Source organism: Actinoplanes solisilvae (assembly GCF_003999975.1).
GTDB lineage: Bacteria > Actinomycetota > Actinomycetes > Mycobacteriales > Micromonosporaceae > Actinoplanes > Actinoplanes solisilvae.
The window spans coordinates 1-22,928 of sequence record NZ_RJAC01000023.1 but is presented as its reverse complement, the minus strand read 5'-3'; the positions used below and the strand labels follow the sequence as shown (position 1 = coordinate 22,928).

General features: G+C 70.8%; 18 protein-coding genes. 9 read left to right on the top strand and 9 right to left on the bottom strand.

Annotated features, from left to right (window positions below; translation table 11 throughout):
• Nucleotides 1-11: 11 nt before the first annotated feature.
• The gene (locus EER30_RS37455) at nt 12-1,037 is read right to left on the bottom strand and encodes a LacI family DNA-binding transcriptional regulator (protein ID WP_127505974.1); all 1,026 of its coding nucleotides are present in this window, start codon (nt 1,035-1,037) and stop codon (nt 12-14) included.
• A gap of 229 nt (nt 1,038-1,266) precedes the next feature.
• Between EER30_RS37455 and EER30_RS37450 the strand changes: the two genes are divergently transcribed.
• The 5 genes from EER30_RS37450 to EER30_RS37430 are packed head-to-tail and all read left to right on the top strand — an operon-like array spanning nt 1,267 to nt 8,684.
• Nucleotides 1,267-2,187, top strand: coding sequence for a carbohydrate ABC transporter permease (locus EER30_RS37450; protein WP_127505972.1), 921 nt, complete (start codon nt 1,267-1,269; stop codon nt 2,185-2,187).
• Nucleotides 2,184-3,005, top strand: a complete 822-nt coding sequence (locus EER30_RS37445; protein ID WP_127505970.1) for a carbohydrate ABC transporter permease — start codon at nt 2,184-2,186, stop codon at nt 3,003-3,005. The genes EER30_RS37450 and EER30_RS37445 overlap by 4 nt, the downstream gene beginning before the upstream one ends.
• Nucleotides 3,006-3,055: 50 nt before the next feature.
• The gene (locus EER30_RS37440) at nt 3,056-4,321 is read left to right on the top strand and encodes an ABC transporter substrate-binding protein (RefSeq protein WP_127505968.1); all 1,266 of its coding nucleotides are present in this window, start codon (nt 3,056-3,058) and stop codon (nt 4,319-4,321) included.
• A 38-nt stretch (nt 4,322-4,359) separates the two neighbouring features.
• Complete coding sequence (locus EER30_RS37435; protein WP_164842618.1) at nt 4,360-5,553, top strand: glycoside hydrolase family 1 protein; 1,194 nt, start codon at nt 4,360-4,362, stop codon at nt 5,551-5,553.
• Nucleotides 5,553-8,684: an alpha-L-rhamnosidase gene (locus EER30_RS37430; RefSeq protein WP_127505964.1), complete on the top strand. Its 3,132-nt coding sequence runs from the start codon at nt 5,553-5,555 to the stop codon at nt 8,682-8,684. Before EER30_RS37435 ends, EER30_RS37430 begins: the two co-directional genes overlap by 1 nt.
• Nucleotides 8,685-8,708: 24 nt before the next feature.
• Here the strand turns inward: EER30_RS37430 and EER30_RS37425 are convergent, their stop codons facing one another.
• Genes EER30_RS37425 through EER30_RS37405 form a run of 5 tightly spaced genes read right to left on the bottom strand, consistent with a single transcriptional unit; the run spans nt 8,709 to nt 17,385 of the window.
• On the bottom strand, nt 8,709-9,989 hold the full coding sequence (locus tag EER30_RS37425) for a serine hydrolase domain-containing protein (RefSeq protein ID WP_240670550.1): 1,281 nt from the start codon (nt 9,987-9,989) through the stop codon (nt 8,709-8,711).
• A gap of 49 nt (nt 9,990-10,038) precedes the next feature.
• Nucleotides 10,039-12,735: an FtsX-like permease family protein gene (locus EER30_RS37420; RefSeq protein WP_127505960.1), complete on the bottom strand. Its 2,697-nt coding sequence runs from the start codon at nt 12,733-12,735 to the stop codon at nt 10,039-10,041.
• Nucleotides 12,732-15,842 carry an FtsX-like permease family protein gene (locus EER30_RS37415; protein ID WP_127505958.1) on the bottom strand — a complete coding sequence of 1,037 codons (3,111 nt, stop codon included), beginning with the start codon at nt 15,840-15,842 and terminating at the stop codon, nt 12,732-12,734. Before EER30_RS37415 ends, EER30_RS37420 begins: the two co-directional genes overlap by 4 nt.
• Nucleotides 15,836-16,510 carry an ABC transporter ATP-binding protein gene (locus EER30_RS37410; protein WP_127505956.1) on the bottom strand — a complete coding sequence of 225 codons (675 nt, stop codon included), beginning with the start codon at nt 16,508-16,510 and terminating at the stop codon, nt 15,836-15,838. The genes EER30_RS37415 and EER30_RS37410 overlap by 7 nt, the downstream gene beginning before the upstream one ends.
• Entirely contained in the window at nt 16,507-17,385 is an 879-nt protein-coding gene (locus EER30_RS37405) for an ABC transporter ATP-binding protein (protein ID WP_127505954.1), read from the bottom strand. Before EER30_RS37405 ends, EER30_RS37410 begins: the two co-directional genes overlap by 4 nt.
• Nucleotides 17,386-17,463: 78 nt before the next feature.
• On the opposite strand from EER30_RS37405, the gene EER30_RS37400 reads away from it, so the two are divergent.
• Together EER30_RS37400 and EER30_RS37395 are read left to right on the top strand one after the other, a co-directional pair.
• Nucleotides 17,464-18,150, top strand: coding sequence for a response regulator transcription factor (locus tag EER30_RS37400; protein ID WP_127505952.1), 687 nt, complete (start codon nt 17,464-17,466; stop codon nt 18,148-18,150).
• Nucleotides 18,147-19,814 (top strand): sensor histidine kinase, encoded by a 1,668-nt coding sequence (locus tag EER30_RS37395; RefSeq protein ID WP_127505950.1) that lies wholly within the window; start codon nt 18,147-18,149, stop codon nt 19,812-19,814. The genes EER30_RS37400 and EER30_RS37395 overlap by 4 nt, the downstream gene beginning before the upstream one ends.
• On the opposite strand, the gene EER30_RS37390 is transcribed toward EER30_RS37395, so the two are convergent.
• Nucleotides 19,720-20,139, bottom strand: a complete 420-nt coding sequence (locus tag EER30_RS37390; RefSeq protein WP_127505948.1) for a hypothetical protein — start codon at nt 20,137-20,139, stop codon at nt 19,720-19,722. The two genes, EER30_RS37395 and EER30_RS37390, sit on opposite strands and share 95 nt — an antisense overlap.
• Nucleotides 20,094-20,780, bottom strand: coding sequence for an acyltransferase family protein (locus tag EER30_RS37385; protein WP_164842617.1), 687 nt, complete (start codon nt 20,778-20,780; stop codon nt 20,094-20,096). Before EER30_RS37385 ends, EER30_RS37390 begins: the two co-directional genes overlap by 46 nt.
• 183 nt (nt 20,781-20,963) lie before the next feature.
• On the opposite strand from EER30_RS37385, the gene EER30_RS37380 reads away from it, so the two are divergent.
• Nucleotides 20,964-21,191 (top strand): hypothetical protein, encoded by a 228-nt coding sequence (locus EER30_RS37380; RefSeq protein ID WP_240670549.1) that lies wholly within the window; start codon nt 20,964-20,966, stop codon nt 21,189-21,191.
• Between the two features lie 94 nt (nt 21,192-21,285).
• Here the strand turns inward: EER30_RS37380 and EER30_RS37375 are convergent, their stop codons facing one another.
• The gene (locus EER30_RS37375) at nt 21,286-21,714 is read right to left on the bottom strand and encodes a VOC family protein (RefSeq protein ID WP_127505942.1); all 429 of its coding nucleotides are present in this window, start codon (nt 21,712-21,714) and stop codon (nt 21,286-21,288) included.
• 109 nt (nt 21,715-21,823) lie between these two features.
• Between EER30_RS37375 and EER30_RS37370 the strand changes: the two genes are divergently transcribed.
• The gene (locus EER30_RS37370; protein WP_127505940.1) at nt 21,824-22,540 is read left to right on the top strand and encodes a sulfotransferase domain-containing protein; all 717 of its coding nucleotides are present in this window, start codon (nt 21,824-21,826) and stop codon (nt 22,538-22,540) included.
• Nucleotides 22,541-22,928 lie beyond the last annotated feature (388 nt).

The window sequence follows — 22,928 nt, the reverse complement described above, 5'->3', positions numbered from 1 at the left end:
CCGTACGTCGATCAGGAGATCGGGGCGGTGGTGCGCCGCGGGATCAGGGTGGGGGAGAGCTTGATCTGAGCGGTCGGCCGGTTCCGCTCGGCGATGCGGTCGAGCAGCAGCCGGGCCGCGTTGGCGCCCATCTGGTGCCCGGCCTGGTCGACGGTGGTCAGCGAGATCGGGCCGAACGCGGCGAACATGGTGTCGTCGTATCCGGCGACCGAGATGTCCTCGGGGACGGACACCCCGGCCTCGGTGAGCGCGTCGAGCACCCCCATCGCCACGATGTCGGCCCCGGCGAAGATGGCCGTCGGGCGCTGCGCGCGGGCCAGCAGCTGCTGAGCGCCCAGGTAGCCACCCTGCTGCGTGTAGGTCGTGGACGCGATGTCGATGAACTCGCCGAGTCCGTGGGCCTGCATGGCGTGGCGGTAGCCGTCGGCGCGCTGGGCGTTCGGCATCTCCTTGAGGCGTACGGGATTTCTCTCGGCGTGCTCGATGTGGGCGATGCGCCGGTGGCCGAGGGCGACGAGGTGGTCGACGACCAGGCCTGCGCCCGCGAAGTCGTCGTCGGTGACGGTGTCGTAGTCGGGGGAGGTGCCGTGCCGGCCGACCACCACGGTCGGGACGGTGCGGGCGACCTTCTGCAGGTGGCGGCGTGACGAGATCGGGGCGATGAGGATGACGCCGTCCATGCTGCGGTCGATCATCGCCTCGGTGATGCGGATCTCGCCGGGCTCGTCGTTGCAGCAGGCGGCCATCAGCACCTGGTAGTCGGTGCCGCCGAGGTGTTCGGTGACGCCGTCGAGGATGTCGGCGAAGAACGGGTTGCGCATCTCGGGCAGCATCACGCCGATCGTGTACGTCTGGCCCCGCAGCCCGCGCGCCGCCGCCGAGGGCCGGTAACCCAGCTCCTCGATGGCCGCGCGCACCTTGATCTGCATCTCGGGGCTGGCCCCGTACGCGTTGCGCATGACCTTGGAGACGGCGGTGGTGGACACCCCGGCGTGCCGGGCGACGTCGACGATCGTGACGCGTCGGGATGGCTGCATGCGGGCTCCTAAGGAACGAGAAACGTTACCCACCTTAGATCAGTCCGTGGCCTCGCGAGAACCAGCATGAACCTTGAGAAACGTTGCCCGTGATGAGTCTTGACGAGGTTGGCATCTGCTCGTAGTGTCGGCGAAACATCGTGGAAAACGTTACTCACATCACATGGTTCTCTTCTTACGCGGCCCCCGTCGTCGAGGGCGATGAAACGATTCAGTCAAGTGGGTTCTCGTGACAGCTGATCTCAAGGTCCGCCCTCCCGGCCGGGCCGTCCCCGCATCGTCGCCCCGGCGGCGCAGCCGGGGCGCCCCGCCGTGGTGGTTCGTCCTGCCGGCGCTCCTGCTCTTCGCCTTCGTGGTGCTGGTGCCCAGCATCCGGGGCATCTACTACGCCTTCACCGACTGGGACGGCCTCGACCCGGACTTCGCGGTCATCGGCCTGCGCAACTTCACCGACATGCTCGACGACGGCGACGCGCTGCAGGCCGTGTGGCACACGCTGCTGATCGCGGTGGCCATCACGGTCATCCAGAACAGCATCGGCCTGCTGCTCGCCCTCGGCGTCAACAGCATGATCAAGACGCGGAACCTCCTGCGGGTGCTGCTGTTCGCCCCCGCGGTGATCACCCCGATCGTGACCGCCTATCTGTGGCGCAACCTGCTCGGCCCGGACGGCGCGGTCAACGCGGTGCTCGGACCCTGGGGGAAGGACTGGCTCGGCGACCCCGACCTGGCCCTGTGGATGGTCGTGCTCGTCGTGGTGTGGCAGTTCGCCGGCTACTCGATGGTCATCTTCCTGGCCGGCCTGCAGTCGATCCCGCGCGAGATCTACGAGGCCGCGGCGATCGACGGCACTGGCTCGATCCGTCGTTTCTGGTCGATCGTCCGCCCGTTGCTGGCGCCCGCGATCACGATCAACCTGATGCTCTCGATCATCGGCGGCATCAAACTCTTCGACCAGGTGTACGCCCTGACGGGCGGCGGCCCGGGGCACGCGACCGACACCATCTCGACGCTGATCTACAAGGACGCCTTCACCCTCGGCGAGTTCGGTTACAGCATCGCCCTGGCCGTCGTGCTCACCGTCATCGTCTCGATCGTCTCCGCCGGACAGTTCGCCGTGCTCAACCGCAATGAGAAGGCGGCGTCGTGAACCGCTACACGAAACGGACGTTCGCCCTCGAGATGGTCATGATCGCGGTCGGCATCGTCTTCGCCTTCCCGGTCTACGTGCTGGTCAACCTGGCCATCCGGCAGCCCTCGGACACCGCGTCACCGATCCGCCCGACGCTGGACCCCACCTTCGGCAACTTCACCGGCGCTTGGCGCGAGGCCGGCCTCGGGGGCGCACTGATCAACAGCGTGCTCGTGACCGCCGTCAGCGTCGTCATCGTCCTGGCCGTCTCGGCCCTCGCCGCGTACCCGTTGGCCAGAAGCACGGCCCGCTGGTCTCGCGGAACGTTCTTGCTGATCATGCTGGGCCTGGTCCTGCCGTTCCAGCTGGCCTCGCTGCCGCTCTACCAGACGGTCCGCGACCTCGGCCTGCTCGGCTCGATCTGGTCGCTCGTCCTGTTCTACGCCGGCCTGCAGGTGCCGTTCACGACCTTCCTGTACGTGGGCTTCCTGCGCGCCCTGCCCCGCGACTTCGAGGATGCCGCGTCGATCGACGGCGCCAGCCCGTTCAAGACCTTCCGCTATGTCGTGCTGCCGATGCTCAAGCCGATCACGGTCACCGCGCTGGTGCTCAACGCCGTCGCGGTCTGGAACGACTTCTTCACGCCGTTGCTCTACCTGTCCGGCAGCGACCAGCAGACCGTGCCCGTAGCGGTCGCCGGTTTCGTCGGCCAGTTCGTCTCGGACTGGAACCTCATCTTCGCCGCCCTGCTGATCAGCATCGTGCCGGTCCTGGCGGTCTACCTGGCGCTGCAGCGCAGCATCATCAACGGCTTCGCCGGGGGGCTCAAGGGATGACACCACACCTTCACCGCCACCTCTTATTGATCTCCAACGTGGGAGAGCTCATGAAGAAAAGCCTGTCCATCGCGCTCGGCGCCGTCCTGCTCACCGCCGCGTGCAGCAGCGGCACCAACGCCAACTCCGGATCCGGCAGCGGGGGCGGTGACAACAAGACCCTCACGCTCGCCTCGGTCGACCAGGGCTCGGTCGAGGACGTCGTCAAGGCGTTCGAGGCGGCCAACCCGGGCGTCAAGGTCACCTTCACGACCAGCGGCGCGGATCAATACCAGGCTCAGATCCGTACGCAGCTCGCCTCGGGCACGGCCCCCGACGTGATGACCGTCTGGCCCGGCAACGGCAACCCGGGCGCCACCTACGTGCTGGCCAAGCCGGGCTACCTGCTCGACCTGTCCGACCAGCCGTGGGCGGCCAAGCTGCCCGACTCGTTCAAGTCCGTCGCCCAGTTCGAGGGCAAGACCTACAACGCACTGTTCGGGCTCAACGGCATCGGCGCGGTCTACAACGACGAGGCCCTCGCCAAGTCGGGCCTGAAGGCGCCCACGACGTGGACGGAGATGCTGGCGTTCTGCCGCGACGCCGCCGCCAAGGGCACTCCCGCGTACGCGTTGGGCATTCAGGACAACTGGGTCACCCAGCTCGTGCTCTATGCTCTCGCTGCCACCGTCGTCTTCGGTCAGGACAAGGACTTCAACACCAAGCTCGCCGCGGGGCAGACCACCTTCGCCGGTTCCGCCTGGACCCAGGCCATGGCCAAGTACCAGGACATGAACAAGGCCGGCTGCTTCCAGAAGAACCCGCTGGGCACCAGTTATGAGGCCAGTCAGACCCTCGCCGCGACCGGCAGGACCCTCGGCATCGTGCAGGGCAACTGGATCATCAGCCTGCTCAAGGGCAAGAATCCGAACGGCAGGTTCACGATGACCGCGCTGCCGGCCACCGACGACCCGGCCACGTTCCTCATGCCGGCCGCGGCGGGCGCGGGCTACGGCGTGAACGCCAAGGCCAAGAACAAGGAGCTGGCGCTCAAGTTCGTCACGTTCGTGATGTCGCCCGAGGGCATGAAGGTGTTCAACGAGAAGCAGGGCAGCCTGCCGACCCTGCCCGACGCCGGCACGACGGTCGACCCGGGACTCAAGGAACTGACCACGTTCGTGCAGGAGAACAGGACCGTGCCGTTCATGGACCAGCTCTGGCCCAACGCGAAGGTGCAGCAGACCATGCTCAGCGGCCTGCAGGAGGTGTTCAGCAACCAGGCCACCGCCGACGCGGTCCTCAAGGACATGGACACCGAATACAAGAAGGGCGAATAGGTCACCGCGGCGCGCGGCCCTGGAGAGAGGACACCGGCGTGACCGACTTCCCCGTCGACTTCCTCTGGGGCAGCGCCACCGCCGCCCACCAGGTCGAGGGCGGTAACACCAACAACGACTGGTGGGATTTCGAACACGACCCGGCCACCGCGGCCGTCGAGTCCTCCGGCGACGGCATCGACCACTTCCACCGCTACCGGGAGGACTTCGAGCTGCTGTCCTCGCTGGGCCACAACGCGCATCGCCTCTCGCTGGAGTGGTCGCGCATCGAACCGGCGCCCGGCGAGTTCAGCCGGGCGGCGCTGGCTCACTACCGGCGGGTCCTCACCGCGCTGCGCGACGAGGGGCTGACCGCCTTCGTCACGCTGCACCACTTCACGCTGCCGCGCTGGCTCGCGGCCCGCGGCGGGTGGCTCGCCCCGGACGCGGGCGCCGTCTTCGCCCGCTACAGCGCGCGCGTCGCCGGCGAGCTGGGCGACCTCATGCCGTACGTGTGCACCATCAACGAACCCCAGATGGTCGCGCTGCACGGCTATCTCGAGGGCTACCACCCGCCCGGCATCACCAATCCCGTGCTGTGGCGCCGGGCGGGGGAGGCGTTGCTGGGCGCCCACTTCGACGGTGTTCGGGCCGTACGCGAGGAGGCTTCCTCGCTGACCGGGCTGGCCGTGCAGTTGCCGCTGCTGGCCCCGGCCCACGACCGCGACGAGGAGCTCTGCGAGGTGATGCGGCACGAGATCGTCGACCGCTACCTCGACGGGCTGACCGGCCCCGGCCGCGGCGACTGGCTCGGCGTGCAGTACTACCGCAAGCAGTGGGTCGACTCCACGTCGCCCACCTGGTTCGGCACGCCACCGCCGGGCACGCCGACAACCCAGATGGGCTGGGCCGTTCACCCCGACGGCCTGCGCCAGATGCTGCACCGCGCCGCCCGCACCGGCCTGCCCCTGTATGTCACCGAGAACGGCATCGCCACCACCGACGACACCGAACGCGTCGCCTACCTGCACAGCCACCTCGCGGCCGTCGCCCAGGCCCTCGCGGAAGGGGTCGACGTGCGCGGCTACCTGCACTGGTCCGCCTTCGACAACTTCGAGTGGAGCGAAGGCTACCGGCCCCGGTTCGGCCTGATCGCCGTTGACCGCACCGACTTCACCCGCCACCCGAAGCCCAGCGCCCACGCCTTCGCCCGCGTCGCCGCCGGCGGCCGGCTCGACAGAGAAGGAATCTGATGTCCCCGATCAGAAGACCCGCGATCCTCCTGACGACAGCGTTACTGCTCACCCTCGGAGCCGCCGTGCCGGCCAACGCCCACTCCGGATCCGGCGGCGGCGTGCGCGTCGCCCGCCTCAGCGTCGACGGTCGCTACGACGCCCCGCTCGGCCTCGACAACACCCGGCCCACCCTCGCGTGGCAGATGAGCCAGACCGGCGACTGCCGCCAGCGCGTCTGTGCCGCCGATCGGCAGACCGCGTACGAGGTGCAGGCCGCCGCGACCGTCGGTGACCTGAACGCCGGGCGGCTGCTCTGGCGCACCGGCCGGGTGAACGGCGACCGCCAGCAGGTGCGCTTCGGTCATGACCTGCGCTCCCGGGACACGGTTGCTTGGCGCGTGCGGGTCTGGGACGCCCACCGCAAGCAGTCGGCCTGGTCCACACCGTCCACGTGGACCACCGGCCTGCTCGACCAGGCCGAATGGGGTACGGCCCGCTGGATCGACTACCCCGACCGGGCCGAGAACCAGCCGATGCCGATCTTCGCCCGCCAGTTCGCGGTGCCGAAGCACAAGAAGGTCGCCGACGCGCGGCTCTACCTCTCCGGCGTCGGTCTGCACCACGCCACCGTCAACGGCCGGGAGATCACCGACGAGGTCCTCGCCCCGGGCAACTCCAACTATCAGCTCTCCAGCGAATACCGCACGTACGACCTGACCTCCCAGCTGCGTGCGGGGGCCAACGCGGTCGGCGTCGAGCTCGGCAACGGCCCGGCCTACGTGCGCCGCAGCGTCACCAACCCGGCCGTCGGGCGCACGTCGCCGTATTCGTGGTGGCAGAGCCAGCTCAAAGGCAACGGGACATTGACCGCAGACGCGCCCGTCGGCGCCACAACCGTCGAGGTCAGCGCGGTCACCGGTTATCACGTCGGCGGCACCATCAACGTCGACACCGGTGGTGGCGGCGACCGCCTGGAATCCCGCGTCATCACCGCGATCGGCGCCAGCAGCATCACCTTCGAGCCCGCGCTCGGTGTCTCTCACCCTGCCGGCGCGAAGGTGACCGGCTCGGGCAACAACATCGCCGCCAGCGACGCCTCCGCCGGAGCGGCCGTCACCCCGCGCTTCATCGGCCGCCTGGAGATCCGTTACCGCGACGGCAGCCGCGAGACGATCGTGACCGACCGGTCCTGGCGTACGGCCCTGGGCCCGCTGGTCACCGACGCCTGGTATTCCGGCTCCGACTACGACGCCCGCCTTTTGCAGCCCGGCTGGAACCTTCCCGGCGCGGATCTGGGCCCCACCGCTCAACGCCGGGACGGCACTCCCACCGGCTGGATCAACGCCGGGTTCGCGCCGCCGCCCAACCTCGCCACCAAGCTCGTCGCCCGCACCGCCGAGCCGATCACCGTCCAGGAGGAGTTCACACCGGTCACGGTCACCAACCCCGTACCCGGAACCTGGGTCTTCGACCTCGGGCAGAACATCGTCGGCTGGTCCCGCCTCGACGCGCGGCGCCTTCCCGCCGGCACGACCGTGAAGATGGCCCCGGCCGAGTCGCTCAACCCCGACGGCACGGTCAACCAGGCCTCGCTGATGGGCGGCGGCGGGTCCCGCGGCGTCGACCTGTTCAACACGTATACGACCTTTGGTGGGCGCACCGAGACGTGGCACCCTCGGTTCAACTACTTCGGCATGCAGTGGGTGCAGGTCACCGGCCTTCCCGAGGGCTTCACCCCGACCAAAGAGCTGATCACCGGCGTACGGCTGCAGGCGAACACGCCCGTGGCGGGCACTTTCTCGTCGTCGAACGCGCGCGTCAACCGCGTCCACACGATGTCTCGGTATTCGTTCGCGGCGAACATCATGAGCGTGTTCACCGACTGCCCCGGGCGCGAGAAGTTGTCGTACCCGGCCGACTACACGATGCCGATGGGCGCCATTCACCGCGATTTCCAGCTCAACGCCTTCATGCGTACGACGATGCGCCACCTCGTCGAGGGCCAGTCGCTCGCCGACACGCCGATGGCCGGCAACGTCGCCCTGAAGACGCCGGTGTACGACTGGGGTTACAGCGGCCGGTTCGGCGACGAGATCAACTGGGGTAACGCGATCGTCCTGGTGCCGGCGATCCTGCACCAGCTCTACGGCGACACCGCCACAATGAGCGCCTCGTACGACCGGCTCGTGCGCTTCGTCGACTACATCCAGCGGCAGAAGGTCGTCGACGGGTACTACGTGGACGCCGCGCTGGCCGACTGGGTGAGCGCCGAACCGGTGTCCGGGCGGATCACCGGGACGTGGGGCTATTACCTGACGATCCAGTCGATGGCACAGATCGCGACGCTCACCGGCCACGACGCCGATGCGGCTCGCTATGCGACGCTGGCCGAGGAGATCAAGGCGGCGTTCAACCGGGCCTTCCTCAACTCGGAAACGGGCCGTTACGCCGGCCCCGAAGGCCCGACTCAGGCGGCTCAGGCTCTCGCCCTCGACGCGGGCCTGGTGCCGGCCGACAGCCGCGGCAAGGTCCTCGACGCGCTGGTCGAACTGATCTACAGCTTCCACCCCAACGGCACCGGCCCGCACTTCAGCGCCGGCACCATCGGCATGGGCCCGACCGTGCGGGCGCTGATGAACGGTGACCGCGACGACGTGCTCTGGGAGGTGCTGCAGCAGAACGACCAGCCCAGCTACGGCTACTTCATGGAACCGACCCCGGCCAACCCGAACGGCATGACCACCATCGGCGAACGCTGGAGCCGCGGCGACTCCAAGAACCACATGATCCTGGCCCAGATCGAGGAGTGGTTCCACGCGGGCATCGCCGGAATCCAGGCCGCCCCAGGATCGCAGGCCTACGACCGGCTCGTCTTCAAGCCCAAGCCCGTGGGCGACCTGACCAAGGCCGACGGCTCGTACGAGACCCCGGCCGGCTGGGCACGAACGTCCTGGACGAAGAAGGACGGGCGCTTCGCGCTCTCGGTGACCGTCCCCGCCAACACGACAGCCGAGGTGTGGCTCCCGGCGACCGACAAGCGCGCCGTCTCCGCTTCGAACCGGGCGGTGTTCCAGCGCATCGACGGCGCCTACGCCGTGTACGCCGTCGCGTCCGGGGCACACTCCTTCACCGTGCGCGCCGGGTCCTGACACCAGCGGTGACCCTCCTGAGGCTCAGAGATACTTCGCGAGGACGTTGGCGACCTCGGCCCGCATCGGGTCGGGGTTCGCCCAGCTCCAGTTGGGGTGGGCCCGGTTGGTCATCAGGGACACGACGAGTTTGCGGCGGGGGTCGACCAGCAGGGACGTGCCCGTGAAGCCGGTGTGGCCGAACGTGGTGGGGGAGGACAGCGCGCCCATGAACCAGGGCTGGCGCAGGGTGACGCCCATGCCGTGGTCGGAGGGGCGGCCGGGCCGTTCGGGGTCGACGGCGGGCTTGCCGGCGTTGTGGTTCTTGAGCATCGACGCGACGATCGAGACCGAGAGCAGGCGTTTGCCGCCGTAGACGCCGCCGGCGAGCAGCATCTGGCCGAGCAGGGCGACGTCGCGGGCGGTGCCGAACAGGCCGGCGCTGCCGATGACCCCGCCCATCTGCGCGGCGATGTCGTCGTGGACCACGCCGCGCAGCAGGCCGCGGGTGGTGCGGGCGTCGGTGGCGGCCAGCCGGGCGGCCTGGTCGGTCTTGCTCAGCCAGGTCAGCGGGTTGAAGCCGGTGGTGGTCGAGCCCATCGGGGTGGTGATGCCGGTCTTGAGGGCGGCCTCGAGGGTCTGGCCGGTGACCTTTTCGACGAGTTGAGCGGCGACCATCAACCCGACGCTGGAGTAGCGGAACGTCTTGCCGGGCACCGCGCCGCTGACCAGGGGAGTCGCGAGCACCTTCGCGCGCTGGGCGGCGACGGTCAGGCCTTTCACGCCGGTGACCCCGACGGGCAGGCCGCTGGTGTGGGTCAGCAGCATCCGTACGGTGACGGTGTTCTTGCCGAAACCGGGCAGGTAGTTGCTGACCGGCGCGTCCAGGGTGATCTTGCCTTGGTCGACCTGTTGGAGCAGCAGGACGGCGACGTACACCTTGGTCAGTGAGGCCAGGTCGAAGATCGAGTCGGTACGCATCGCGACCTTCTTCGCCGCGGCCAGTTCGACCGGTCCGGCGCCGTAGCGCAGCGCGTGCCCGACCGCCAGGTTCGTCGTCGTCGCGTTGTTGACCATCACGACCAGCGCAGCCCCGGCGTATGTGGGGTGCTTCGGATTCGCGGTGGTCGGCTTCAGGTATTTGGTCAGCACCGCCTTGAGCGGCGCGACGTATGCGGGCACGGCCGCCGCGGTGACAGCCCCACCGCCCGCGCCTTCGGCCGGCCGTTCGCCCAGCCACGCGCCCTTCTCCTCGCCGCAACCGGCGATCGTGGTGGTCAGGGCGGCGGCACCGGCACCCAGGACGTGACGGCGGGTCATCGACATGCGCGCGATCATGCCAAGACCCGTCCCGTACGGCAAGAGGCCGTGAAGGTCATCCGGCAGTGCCGACGCGCAGCACCTCGCCCAGGCGACGGCGGCGCCGCAGGGCCGACTCGGCCAGCACGACAACGACCAGCACGACGGCCAGCGCCGCCACGGTCACGAGCTCGGCCGTCCACCAGGACACGACCGGCTCGGGGTTCTCGGTCTGGGCGGTCAGCAGCCGCAGGTTCAGCGGCCCCAGCGTCACGCGGGCCAGCAGACTGCCGAGCAGCGGGCCGCACAGGGCCGCGAACACCACCATCGGCAGCAGTTCGGCCGCGGCGACGCGCTGGGTGTCGCGCGGCCGTAGCCCGAGGGTCCGCAGCCGGGCCAGCGTCTCCCACCGCTGCGGGGCGCTCGCCGCCGCCGCGAGCGCGAACCCGAGCAGGCCCAGGGCCAGCAGGACGGCCGCGGCGACCCAGTAGAGACGCAACAACCCGGCGGTCAGCGGCGCGGTGCGGCGCTCGGTCAGGGCGTTGTCGAGCGTGGTCAGCCGGCCGCCGGTGGCCAGGTCGGTGGCGGCCTTCGCGGCGCCGGGGCCGGTGATCCAGATCGTGTTCGGGTCGAACTCGAGGCCGGCCGCCGCGTCGACGATGACGACGTTGCCCGCGCCGGGCGCGGACCCGGCGGCGGTCAACGGGGCGGCCCGGTCGCCGGAGCGCAGCAGGCTGAAGTTCACACCCGGCGTGAGGCTGCCGTCACTGGTGTGGACCAGGGCCGGGATCGGGCTGCCCTTCGTGGCCACCGCGGGCAGCGCTGGCAGCGGGGTGTCGGCCAGCAGCGCCCGGTAGGCGGCGGTGTCCACGACGATCAGTTCCGCGTCGACCGCGACGGAGTTCACAGTGAACCGCGCGACCTCGTTCACCTGAGCCGCGACCGCGTGGCGTACGCCCGGGGCCGCGGCCAGCCGGGTGGCGAGCTCGGGTGCGTCGGCGGTCGTCTCCGAACGCAGGTCGAGGCGGGCGTCGGCGCCGACCGTCAGCCAGGCACCCTCGGTGAGGCCACGCTCGGTGGTGGCGTGCAGGGTGACCGCGAACGACGCCAGGGCGATCGCGGCGGTCAGGGAGAGGGCGGGCAGCACCCGGGACGCGGTCGAGGCGGCCCGCGCGGTCCCGAAAAGCAGCAACGTCCGCCGGGACCGCAGGGCCAGCCGCAGCGCGAGCCGCGTGGCTCGGGGCAGCAGGCGTACGAGCAGCAGCGACGCGGCCACGGCGACCAGGGCGGGCGCGGCGGCGGGCAGGTCCAGCCCGGTGCCGCCGGCGACGACGCCGCGCTGGTGCAGGGCGACCAGGGCCGCGCCGGCCAGGGCGAGCACGGCGACGTCGACGGCCGTACGGCGAAGCAGCACCGTGCGCACGGCCCAGCGGCGGGCGCTGCGGTTGGCCGGGACCCGCCGATCGCGGGTGGCCCGGGCGGCGGCGAGAACTCCGTAGGCCGGGCCCGCGCACAGGGCGGCCAGCACGAACGGCACGACCCAGGTGAGCGCGGCGCCGCCGGTGGCCGCGACGGACAGACCGAGGCCGAGCGCGGCGGCCGGCACGGTGACGGCGGCCGACTCGAGGGCGAGCTCGGCGGCGATCGCGGGCAGCGACGCCCCACGCTGCCGAGCGGTGGCCAGGGCGATCGCCCGGCGCCGGGTCAGCAGTTCGGTGGTCAGGCCGATGACCAGCAGCGCCCCGGCCAGCACGGCGATCAGCAGGACGGCCGCCTGCGACGACGCGGCGGCGATCTGATCGCGCACGTCGCGCAGCAGGCTGTCGAGCGCGGTTGTCCACTTCAGCCCGTTGCCGTAGTCGGCCGACACGGAGGAACCGGCCTTGAGCTCGGTCACCGAGGCGGCCAGGGCCTCGGCCGACTCCCAGGTGAGCGAGTCGGGGTCGGTCTCGAAGTGCACACCCCGGCGCAACTGGTCGGTGCGGAACGCGAGGCGGGCGTCGGGCAGGGACTCGGCCGAGAGCAGACCGGCGAGCCGGGTGCTGCCCAGACCGTCGACGTTCGGCACCGGGTTCAGCGCCCACGGGGCGAGCTGCCACGCCGGATCATTCGGGTCGGCCGCCCGGAAGATGCCGCTGACCCGCACGTTATAGGGGTTGCGGTTGTCGTCCTGGACGGGCACCTTGTCGCCCGGGCGCACCTTCAGCGCGGCCGCCTCGGCCTCCGAGAGTCCCACCTGGATGGGCCACATGGGGGCGGTGAGGGGCACCTCGATGTCCGGGATCTTCGTCGAGGCACGCGGCGGTCCGCCGGCGACCCAGGTGACCACCGGACCACCGGCGGCGGTGTGCAGATATTCGAGCCGCAGCCGGCGCTGCACGCTGCCGTCGGTGATGGCCAGCGAAACGGTGGAAACCGACGTGACCGGCGGCCGCAACGACTTCTGCAGGCTGGGCAGCAGTGACGTCTGGGCCAGGACGCCGAGGCTGTCGACGTCCTCGGCCAGGTGCGGCTGGCGCTGGCGGCCACCGGTGGGGCCGTACTCGTCGGCCCACTCGGCGTCGACCTGCACGGCGGCGGAGTCGGGCGCGCGCCGGATCGCGTCGCGGACCGCGTCGTCGGACGTGCCGCGCAGCAGCGGCGGGGTGCCCCCGGCGAGCAGGGCCACGACGGCGACGACGGCCGCGACCAGCAGGAGCGGACCGGCGTCGGCGCGTGCCCGCCCCCGGACGCTGGGCCAGTGAACGGCGGGGACGAAGCGGTCGAGTTTCATGACGCCACCCTCAGATGGGCGGCGTCCGCCCGACGGGCCTGGACAACGACGGCGGCGCCCGCGGCCAGCGCACACGCGCCGACCAGCAGGGCCAGCAGCCCGGTCTCGGCGAGCCAGGGCCAGTGCGCCTCGGCGGCCGGCACGGCGGCCGCGCCGGTGTCGGACCGGATCAGCAGCGGCGCGACCAGACGAGTGGCGAGCGCCCCGATCACCGCGCCCGCCGCGAGCAGGGGCAGGATCACCACGGCGTGCTCGCCCAGCAGCGCGGCCCGGATCCCCCGGCGCGACACCCCCATGCCGCGCAGACGGGCGACCTCGACGGCGCGCAACTGCACGTCGTACGTGATGTGCAGCAGCACCCCGCCGAGCAGCAGGACGACGGCCGCGACGACCAGCACCCGCAGCACGGCCGGGAACGACGCCCGCAGCGGGCTGCCGGTGAGCCGTTCCACCACGGCGTCGCGGGTGGTGACCGAGCCCAGGTGCAGGGCCGACGCCTGGCCGGGGTGGGCGGGCTCGCCGACCCACCAGGCGGTCACCGGCGAGTTGACGTTGCCCCTGACGGCCAGGGCCCGGGTCAGCGAGTCCACGTCGGCCAGCATGGCGGCCTCGCCGGGCGCGGAGGGGATGTTCGGCACGACGGCGGCGATGGTCACCGGGACCGGGGTCTGGTCGACGGCGATCTTCAGCTCGGACCCGCGCGCCGCGCCGACGTCGCGGGCGAACCGGCTCGAGACGACGACCGGCAGGGGGCCGGGATCGGCGAAGGCGGTGGCGACCAGCACACGGCTCGACGGCGTGGAGTCGGCGAAGCTCACCGCCGCCGTCATCCGGATCGTTGCCCCGCTGACCTCGACCTTCTCACCGCCGACCTGGTCGAGTTCCGGCGTGGCGGCGCGGATCGTCCACGGTGTCCGGTCGCCGGCCGCCGGCAGGGTCAGGGCGACGTCGATACCGCTGGTGTGCTGGATCTCGGTCTCGCCGAGGACGCCCAGCGCGACGCCGATCACCCGCAGGCCGGGCACCCGCGCGCAGCCGGGCAGGTCGTGCGGGCGGCCGTCGAGCACGACGGTGTCGCCGGTGCAGGCCGTCCGCAGCCCGGCGTCGTCCTGCAGGATCAGCTGCGGGGTCACGGCGATCGGCCGGTCGCCGGTGGCGGTGCCGGTGAGGCGCGGGGTGGAGTCCTGCGGCAGTGGCACGCCGGCCACCTGGGCCGACGGCACGAGCGGGCGCGTCACCCCGCCCCAGTCGCGGCCGTGGTCGAGGTGGCCGCGCAGCACCGCGCCGGAGTGCCGGGTGTCCACGGCGACCAGGCGCGGGGACGAGGTCGCGTCGCCGAGCCACTGGCCGACCACGACGTTCTGCGAGGCGACCGGGCTGAGGATCCCGCCCGTGGCCGCGGCGACCTGCGCGCTCTGGCCGGTGGCGGGGGCCGACGTGAGGGTCAGGGCGAGGTCGGTGCCCACGGAGAGGTCGGCCTGCTCGTGCTGCGAGGTCTGCCAGGTCGCGCCGAACGCCGTGCCGAACGTGGCGGCGGCGCAGCCCAGGCAGATCAGCAGCCCGGCGGCCAGGGCCTGCGGGCGGCGGGCGGCGCCCGAGGCGGCCAGCGACAGCGTGAACCCACGCCCGCGCAGGGCCAGCCGTTCGGCCGCGCGCAGCAGCGGGGGCACGACGCGCAGCAGCAGGGCCGAGCCGGCCACCAGAATCAGGGCCGGGGCCAGGATGCGTACGGTGTCGGCGCGGTAGCCGGCCGCCGAGGGCTGGGCCCGTAGCTGCCACCAGCCGACCGCGGCCAGCCCGACCAGCAGCAGGTCGAGGCCCGAGCGGGCGAGCAGTTCCCGGTTGCGGTGCCGGTCGGCGCCCCCGTCGCCGGTGGGGCGGGCGCCGAGTCCGATGTGCAGCAGTGCCAGGGTGGTGGCCCCGGCCACGACCAGCAGCACCTGGGTCGTGGTCACGGTCGCGCCGGCGGCCAGACCCGCGCCGGACAGCGGAGACAGGTGCGTCAACGCGGCGTACAGGAAGGACGACGCGGGGATCGCGAGGACGGCGGCGATCAGGGCGACCGCTCCGGCCTCGACGGCGGCGGTGGCGATGAACTGGCGGCGGCTGGTGCCCAGCGCGTCGAGCAGGCCGGTCTCGGTGGTGCGTACGCCGGTGGTCAGACGGCCGGTCAGGGCCAGCGCGATCGCCGTGAGCAGCAGGCCGATGACCGCCAGGGCCAGCACCGCACCCGACGTGAGCTGCCCCTGGTTGCGGGCGTCGAGCAGGGTGCGGGGGAGCGGGGAGTCGACCCGTTGGATCTCGACCCGGTCGCCGAGCGTGCCGGTCAGGCGGCGGTTGGCCTCGAGCAGCGACGCGGTGAGCTGGTCGAGGCCGCGCTTGGTCGGCGCGGACAGGTCGGGGCGGGCGGTGACCTCGAGCCGGCTCAGCGCCGAACCGCCGTCGAGCAGCGTGCCGAGATCGACGAGGAACGGGCCGTACGCCTTGATCGACCGGGCCCCGGTGCTCTCGAGCGGATCGGGATCGAAACCGGTGCCGTCCAGCGGGTCGCGGTCCCAGCCCGTGTCCTGCAGCGGACGCACGATGGCGACCACGGTCAGATCGACCGGCGGGTTCGAGCCGATGCCCAGTTCGGCGCCGAGGTGCACGCGGCTGCCGACCCGCAGGCCGAGCAGGCGCGCGGTGCTCTGCAGCACGGCCGTCTCGTGCCCGCGCGGCCAGCGGCCCTCGATCAGGGCCGCGCGGGACGGCAGGTCCTCGATCGCCGAAAGGTAGCCGCCGCGACCCACACCCGGCAGCACGCGGAGCACCGACGACGCGCGGGTGGTGGTGGTCGTGGTGAACGGCGCGATCGACGTCGTCAGCACCTCGCGGGCGTCGGTGGCGACCGATCGTGCGTTCTCGGCCGAGACGGCGCCGATGTACGCGGTGGCCGTGACCGTGTCCGGGTCGGCGCGGGCGGCCGAGACCTCGACTGCCCGCTCGGACGTGCGGGTGATCAGCAGCGTGCACGTGCCGAGCAGGGTGGCGCCGATGACCAGGATGGTGAGCATGGAGGCCAGCAGCGGCCACTGCGCGCGGGCCCGCCGTACGACCAGCCTCAGCACGTAACCTGGCCGTCCGCGATCCGGATGACCCGGTCGGCCAGCGCCATCATGACGGGGTCGTGGGTCGCGACCACCGCCGTGACGCCCTCCGACTCGACGACGCCGCGCAGCAGGCCCATCACGGCCAGGCCGGTCTCGGCGTCGAGCTGACCGGTCGGCTCGTCGGCGATCAGCAGGCGCGGCGACGCGGCCAGCGCCCGGGCGATCGCGACGCGCTGCTGCTGGCCGCCGGAGAGCTCACCGGGCAGTTGCTGCGCGTGGTCGGCCAGGCCCACCAGCTCGAGCAGCAGCCGTACGCGCTGTTCGCGCTCGCGCGGGTCGGCCTTGGCCAGCCGCAGGGGCACGCCGACGTTCTCGGCCGCGGAGAGCACCGGGATCAGTCCGAACGTCTGGAAGACGTACGACACCTTCTCTCGGCGCAGGCGGGACAGTCCGTCCTCGTCCAGCCCGGTGATCTCGTCGCCGTCGACGACGACCGTGCCCGCGTCGGGGCGGTCGAGGCCGCCGATGACGTTGAGCAGCGTCGTCTTGCCCGAACCGGAGCGGCCGACCAGGGCCACCATCGTGCCCGGTTCGACGTCGAACGTGACCTCGCGCAGGGCGTGCACGGCGGACGGGCCCGCACCGAACGTGCGGTCGATGCCCCGTACGGTCAGCAGCGCGCTCACGCGTCGGGCCGGATCGTGATGTGGTCGGGTTCCAGCGCCAGCCGCACCCGGCGGGTCAGCTCGAGCGCCTCCCGGTAGTCGCGGGGCACCTGAATGCGTCCGGCCCGGTCCATCACGGCGTACTCCTCGGCGATGACATGCGTGCCTCCGTCGTCGGCGGTCGCGGTGCGGCGCAGCACCTCGCTGCTGGTGCGGCCGTCGCGGATCGCCACGGTGCGCTCCACCTGGCCGCTGACCGCGGGATCGTGGGTGACGATGACGACGGTGACCCCGAGGTCGCGGTTGACGTCGCGCAGCGCGCCGAACACCTCGGCTGACGTGGCCGTGTCGAGCTCGCCGGTCGGCTCGTCGGCGAAGAGCACCTCGGGCTGATTGGCCAGCGCGACGGCGATGGCGACGCGCATCTGCTGGCCGCCCGATAGCTGCGACGGGTGACGGGCGGCGAAGTCGGCGACGCCGAGCGATCCGAGTAGGTCGGTGGTCCGCCGGCGGCGCTCGCGGGCGGGGACGCCGGCCGTGGTCATCGGCAGGTCGACCATCTCGCTCGCGGTCAGGTAGGGGATGAGGTTGCTCGCGGTCTGCTGCCGCACGAAACCGACCGTGTGCCGCCGGTAGCGCACGCGGTCGGCGCGCGACATCGACAGCAGGTCCCACCGGTCGACCCGGGCCCGCCCGGCCGTGGGCGCGTCGATGCCCGCGAGGATCGACAGCAGCGTCGACTTGCCCGACCCGGAGGCGCCGACGACGGCGACCATCTCGCCCCGCTCGACCACCAGGTCGAGACCCTGCAGCGCCTGAACCTCGACCGGTCCGGACTGATAGATCCGGACGAGACTTTCACACGCGATCAATGCGCCGTCCCCGAACTCCGACATCCCCACCCCCTCTGAGGTCACCGTTTATAGCTGAACCGGTCCAGTGCCCGATTGGCGGGGCTCTGCTTGGATCACCTCGTGGGTGTGCAGATCTTGATCGGCGAGGACAACCTTAAACAGGCCGAGGTGGCAGCGGCCTACCTGCGGCGCGAGGGCCATGAGGTTGCTTGCGCAAGGGACGGTCAAGCCGTTCTCGAACGGTGCCGCGAACGCCTTCCTGATTTGATCGTTCTCGATGTGATGATGCCGTTGATCGACGGGATCACCGCATGCCGAGTTCTGCGGGCCGAATCGCAAGTTCCGATCCTGATGCTGACCGCGCGCTCGGCCGAGGACGATCTGCTGCGCGGTCTGGACGCGGGCGCCGACGACTACCTGACCAAGCCCTACAGCCCGCGCGAGCTGGCCGCCCGGGTGCGGGCGCTGCTGCGACGCTCGGGGGCGCTGCGCGAGAAGGACCAGCCGGTGCTGCACAGCGGGGACCTCGAGGTCGACATCGGCCGGTTCGAGGCGCGCGTCGCCGGCCGGCCGGTCGCCCTGACGGCCAAGGAGTTCGGCATCCTCGAGGTGCTGGCCGGCACGCCGGGGCGGGCGTTCACCCGGGCCGAGATCATCGAGAGGGCGTTCGGGTTCGACAGGTTCGTGCTGGAACGCACGGTCGACGCGCACGTGCGCAACCTGCGGCGCAAGCTCGGCGACGATCCCGACCAGCCCCGCTACGTGCAGACGGTCTACGGACGCGGCTACCGGCTCTCGCTTCCATGAGCTTCCGCGTACGGGTCTTCGTGCTGGTAGCCGTGGTGGCGCTGGGCGCGACCGCAGCCACCGCCGCGCTCATCCTGCGCCAGGTCGGCAGCCAGGTGCGCGAGGCCGACGCCGCCTCGCAGGAGACGACGATGCTGATCCGCGACCGCCTGCGCGACAAGGCGGTCCACGACGGCACCTGGGAGGGGGTCAGCGACACGGTCGGCGAGCTGCGCTCCGAGACCGGCCAGCGGATCAGGCTGGCCGACCGGGACGGGGTCGTGCTCGTCGACACCGATCACCTCGACGGCCGCGCGGCCCGGCCACCCGAGGCGGTCACCACGGTCGTCGACCCTATCCCGAAGCTGCAGCTGAGCGTGGCCGACCGCGACCCGGGCAAGACGACCGTGGACGCTATCCGCGAATACCGGATCGACCGGCCGGTCACCGCCTGCCTATTCCGCCGGGGCTTCGCGTTCGAGTCCACCTCGACCGCCGAGGGCCTGCCCGGGTGGCCTCGGCCGGCGGACCCGCGGTCGTTGAGCCTGTGCCCCGACCGGCGGAAGATCGAGCTCGGGTACCAGACCTGGAGCCAGACCGACCGTCTCGAGGTGCAGCAGTGCGGGAAGCAGCTTCCCTGCCTGCAGGAGAGTTTCCAGAAGCAGGTCATGGCGACGGAATCGGGCCCACAACCGTTGCTCCTGACCATCGGCGCCAGCGACGAGCCGAGACCCGTGCTCGACACCCGCCCGATCATGCTGATCACGGCCGTGGTCGCGCTGCTCGTCACCGGCGGCGCTCTGCTGATCAGCGGCCGGGTGCTGCGCCCCATCGGCACGCTGACCGCGGCCGCTCGCCGGCTCGGCCGCGGCGAGCGCGACGGGCGCGTGCCCGACAACGGTCGCGACGAGATCGGCGAGCTGGCCCGCGCTTTCAACAGCATGGCCGACTCGCTGCGCGCCGCCGAGGCCGACCAGCGGCGCCTGATCGCCGACGTGGCCCACGAGCTGCGCACCCCACTGACCAACCTGCGCGGCTACCTCGAGGCCATCCAGGACGGCGTGCTCGAACCCACCCCCGAGCTGTTCGCCTCCCTGCACGACGAGGTCATCCACAACCAGCGCATCGTCGACGACCTGCAGGAACTCGCCCTGGCCGAGGCGGGCGCGCTCGTCTACGACAGGGCCCCGACCGACCTGGCCGAGCTGATGGAGACGGTCCGCACCGCCCACCGGGCCGACCTGGTGGTCGAGTCGGACGGCCCGCTGATCGCCGACGTCGACGCCGACCGGATCCGCCAAGCCGTCGGCAACCTGGTCGTCAACGCGCTGCGGGCCACGGCGTCGGGCGGCACGGTCACGCTGCGCTCGCGAATCGACGGCGACCGGGCGGTGCTCGAGGTCAGCGACACCGGCGTCGGCATCGCGGCCGAACACCTGCCGCTGGTCTTCGACCGGCTGTGGCGCGCTGACGCGGCCCGCGGCCGGGACTCGGGCGGCAGCGGCCTCGGCCTGGCGATCGTCCGGCAGATCGTGCGCGACCACGGCGGCGACGTCACGGCGACGAGCACGCCGGGGTCGGGCAGCACCTTCACGATCGTCCTACCAGGAGCCTCCGCAGCGGCTTCTCCGCGAAACGGTAAACCACCCACGCGACCGTCAGCAGCAGACCCGCCATCAGAGTGAGGAGCAGCCAGGCCGGCAGCGCGGTGTGGTCGCGGGCGGCGCGCAGCACCGTGTAGCCGATGCGCTGATGCAGCAGGTAGAACGGGTAGGTCAGCGCGCCCGCGGTCGCCAGCCAGCGCACGTCCCAGTGGTCGGTCACGCCCAGCGCGATCGCGGCGCAGACCGCCACGGCCAGGGTGAACAGCAGCAGTGCGGGAATGATCGGCACGTCGAAACCGGGCCGTAGCTCGTCGACCTTCCGGGTCAGGACGGGCAGGGCCACCAGCCAGCCACCGATCATCAGCGCCCAGAGCCAGGGGTGGGTCCGTACCGTCGCATCAAACACAGGGCGAGACCGATGACGAAATAGGGCGCGTACTGCGGCATCGTCACCACATCGCCCCAGTCGGGCAGGACCAGGCCCGAGATCAGCCAGACCGTGGCGAACCCGGCCACCCGGCGACAGCTCAGCCCCCACGCCACGAGCAGCGCGAACATCAGGTAGAAGCGCAGCTCGGCCCAGAGCGTCCAGTAGACGGTGTCGACCAGCGGAAACCCGAACGGCTCGGCCAGCATCGTCAGGTTGACCGCGACCTGCCCCACGGTCGGCACACCACTGACCGGCACCCCCGTGCTCACCGGCCGCACCGTCACCACCACCGCAGTCAAGATCACGCAGGCCCAGTACGCGGGATAGAGCCGGGCGGCGCGGGCCACCGCGAACTGCCTCGGCGTACGACCCCACGCGCTCATCCCGATCACGAAACCGCTGATCAGGAAGAACACTTCGACGCCGAGGAACCCGTAGATCAGCCCGTGGCTCGCCGTGGGCAGGTGGTATTCGGGTGGGTGCACGGCGTCCATCCGCCACGAGACGGAGTAGTGGTAGCCGGCCACCGACAGGGCGCACACCAGCCGCAGCCCGTCCAGGGCGTGCAGCCGGCTCGTCCGGCGGACGGCGGCCTTCGGCTCGATCGTGGTTGTCACGGCGGCGAGCATCGGAGCGACCTGTGCAGATCCGATGAAGAACCGGCCCGGAAGCGACGCCCGCCCCTCCGGTCGTGTCGTCAACCGGTCTGACCGACGGGGCTCGCGCAGACACCGGGCAACCGGTGCTCCGCCCTCTGCCGTCGGCAGGCCTTTGCCGGCCGAGATGACACCATGATCGGCATGACTGCTGACGAGCATGCTGCCCGTGTCGCCGAACTCACCGCCGAAGCCGAACGCCTCTACCAGATCTGCCTGGTCGACTACCAAACCAACATCAACGAGGACGACCACTCCGACGAACCGTACGTTCCCGGCGCCGACCTCGCGATGCTCACCGCCACCACGCAACTCGCCCAAGTCCACGCCACCCTTGCCCTGCGGCACTCCAGGACCGCCAGCCCGCGGTGAGGGGCGCCTCCGCGATACGCCCCCAGGCTCAGCCGACAGCCCGAACCTCGATCACCAGAGTCAGCACCCGGTTGAACACTCGCACGGCGGCAGATCAGTGCGTTTGGTGGCCGGCTCCATCTTCTTCGGCTTGGAGGGCTCCAAGGAGATCCCACCGATTACCGGCGATGTCGAGGAAGACCGCGACACGGCCGTACGGTTCAGTGCGGGGCTCACGAACAAACGTGACACCGGCCTCGGTCATCCTTCGATACGAGGCGTCGAAGTCGTCAACGCGAAGGAAGAACCCGACCCGACCGGCTGCCTGGTCACCAACCGCCCCGGCTTGGTGTTCTCCGTCTGCCCGAGCAAGCAGGATGCCTGTCTGGGCGGCGGGAGGGCGGACGACCACCCAGCGCTTGGGGCGCCCGTCATTGGTGAACGACGGCGAGTCCTCGACAAGATCGAACCCAAGAACACCGGTGAAGAACTCGATGGCCGGGTCGTACTCATCAACGATCAAAGCAACCAGGTCGATCCGCATCCGGGCAGCGTACGCAAGCTGGGCACTGCCTCATCGCCGCGCGCAATCTCGGCGGCCAGATGAGGATGTCGGCTCGCTCATCCGCTCTGCTGCTGACTACGGTTCGGTGATGATTGTGTGGGTGGCGTCGTTTCCTCGTTCCGGCAACACCTTCCTGCGGATCGTCCTCCGCCGGCTCTACGGCATCAGAACCTCGACTGTCTATGACGTTGACGGTGTTGCTGAGCGCCTCGGGAAGGATTTGGTCGGGTTCACCGATCGACCAGGAAGCCTTTCTGACATGCGGGCGAGCAACCAGGCCCATTTCGTCAAAACCCACCGGCAGCGTGATGCCGACGTCGACGAGGACGATCGGGCCATCTGCCTGGTGCGAGACGGCCGTGACGCCCTAGTCTCGTGGGCCCGCCAAGCGAGCGAGGAAGACCCCGATATCTACCAGGCCGAACTACGGTCGAAGATTCTACGAGGGAGCGCGGTCGGAACCGGAAGCTGGGGAACCAATGTTCTCAGCTGGCTGCGACCACCGGCGCCGCATCGCGTCGTCCTGCGGTACGAAGACCTGATCCGTGACCCGCAGGCGGCGGTGAATCCGATCATCGCCACGGTGGCGCCCGCGCTTGGTCTGCTGCCGCAGGCCGCCATTCCGTCTCTCGACGAGTTAAGGAGGCATGACGCCCTGTTCTTCCGCCGAGGTCGCACTGGCAGCCATCAGGATGAACTGCCCGTCGAGTTGCACCAGCTGTTCTGGTCGCAGGCCGACAACCAGGCGGCGATGAACCTACTCGGCTACCCCAAGCCGGACGATTGCGAAACCTGGCCGCTCTGACCTGCGCGCGAATTGCGGCCAGAAGAGGACACCGGTGAATTCGGCGGGCAAGCGGGACGATAGCCGCGGGATACAGCGTACTTGCTGGGCTGATGGCGAGCCGATCGTTAGCGGCTCGTGCCGTGTACAAAGGGTTGCCTGGACCAATAGGACGTGATGGCCGCCGGTTCGGCGTCGGCGGCGAGAACCCACTCGTCGCCGAGCAAGCCGATAATGAGGCCCCCGTTGTCGAACCGCAAATCTAAGCGCCTGATCAGAAGTTCTGTACGTAACTCACTCGGGAAGAGGGACGTAGCGACGTAAAAACCTCGTCGTGGGTTCGGATCGAGTTACCACACACGACCGAAACCCCCGACGAGGTCACCGCCAGTATGCGCCCTGCGCACGT

Excerpts from the sequence above, each read along its gene's own strand:
- EER30_RS37455 (WP_127505974.1), bottom strand. The coding sequence starts at position 1,037 with ATGCAGCCATCCCGACGCGTCACGATCGTCGACGTCGCCCGGCACGCC.
- EER30_RS37440 (WP_127505968.1), top strand. The coding sequence starts at position 3,056 with ATGAAGAAAAGCCTGTCCATCGCGCTCGGCGCCGTCCTGCTCACCGCC.
- EER30_RS37430 (WP_127505964.1), top strand. The coding sequence starts at position 5,553 with ATGTCCCCGATCAGAAGACCCGCGATCCTCCTGACGACAGCGTTACTG.
- EER30_RS37425 (WP_240670550.1), bottom strand. The coding sequence starts at position 9,989 with ATGTCGATGACCCGCCGTCACGTCCTGGGTGCCGGTGCCGCCGCCCTG.
- EER30_RS37420 (WP_127505960.1), bottom strand. The coding sequence starts at position 12,735 with ATGAAACTCGACCGCTTCGTCCCCGCCGTTCACTGGCCCAGCGTCCGG.
- EER30_RS37405 (WP_127505954.1), bottom strand. The coding sequence starts at position 17,385 with ATGTCGGAGTTCGGGGACGGCGCATTGATCGCGTGTGAAAGTCTCGTC.
- EER30_RS37395 (WP_127505950.1), top strand. The coding sequence starts at position 18,147 with ATGAGCTTCCGCGTACGGGTCTTCGTGCTGGTAGCCGTGGTGGCGCTG.
- EER30_RS37380 (WP_240670549.1), top strand. The coding sequence starts at position 20,964 with ATGACTGCTGACGAGCATGCTGCCCGTGTCGCCGAACTCACCGCCGAA.
- EER30_RS37375 (WP_127505942.1), bottom strand. The coding sequence starts at position 21,714 with ATGCGGATCGACCTGGTTGCTTTGATCGTTGATGAGTACGACCCGGCC.
- EER30_RS37370 (WP_127505940.1), top strand. The coding sequence starts at position 21,824 with ATGATTGTGTGGGTGGCGTCGTTTCCTCGTTCCGGCAACACCTTCCTG.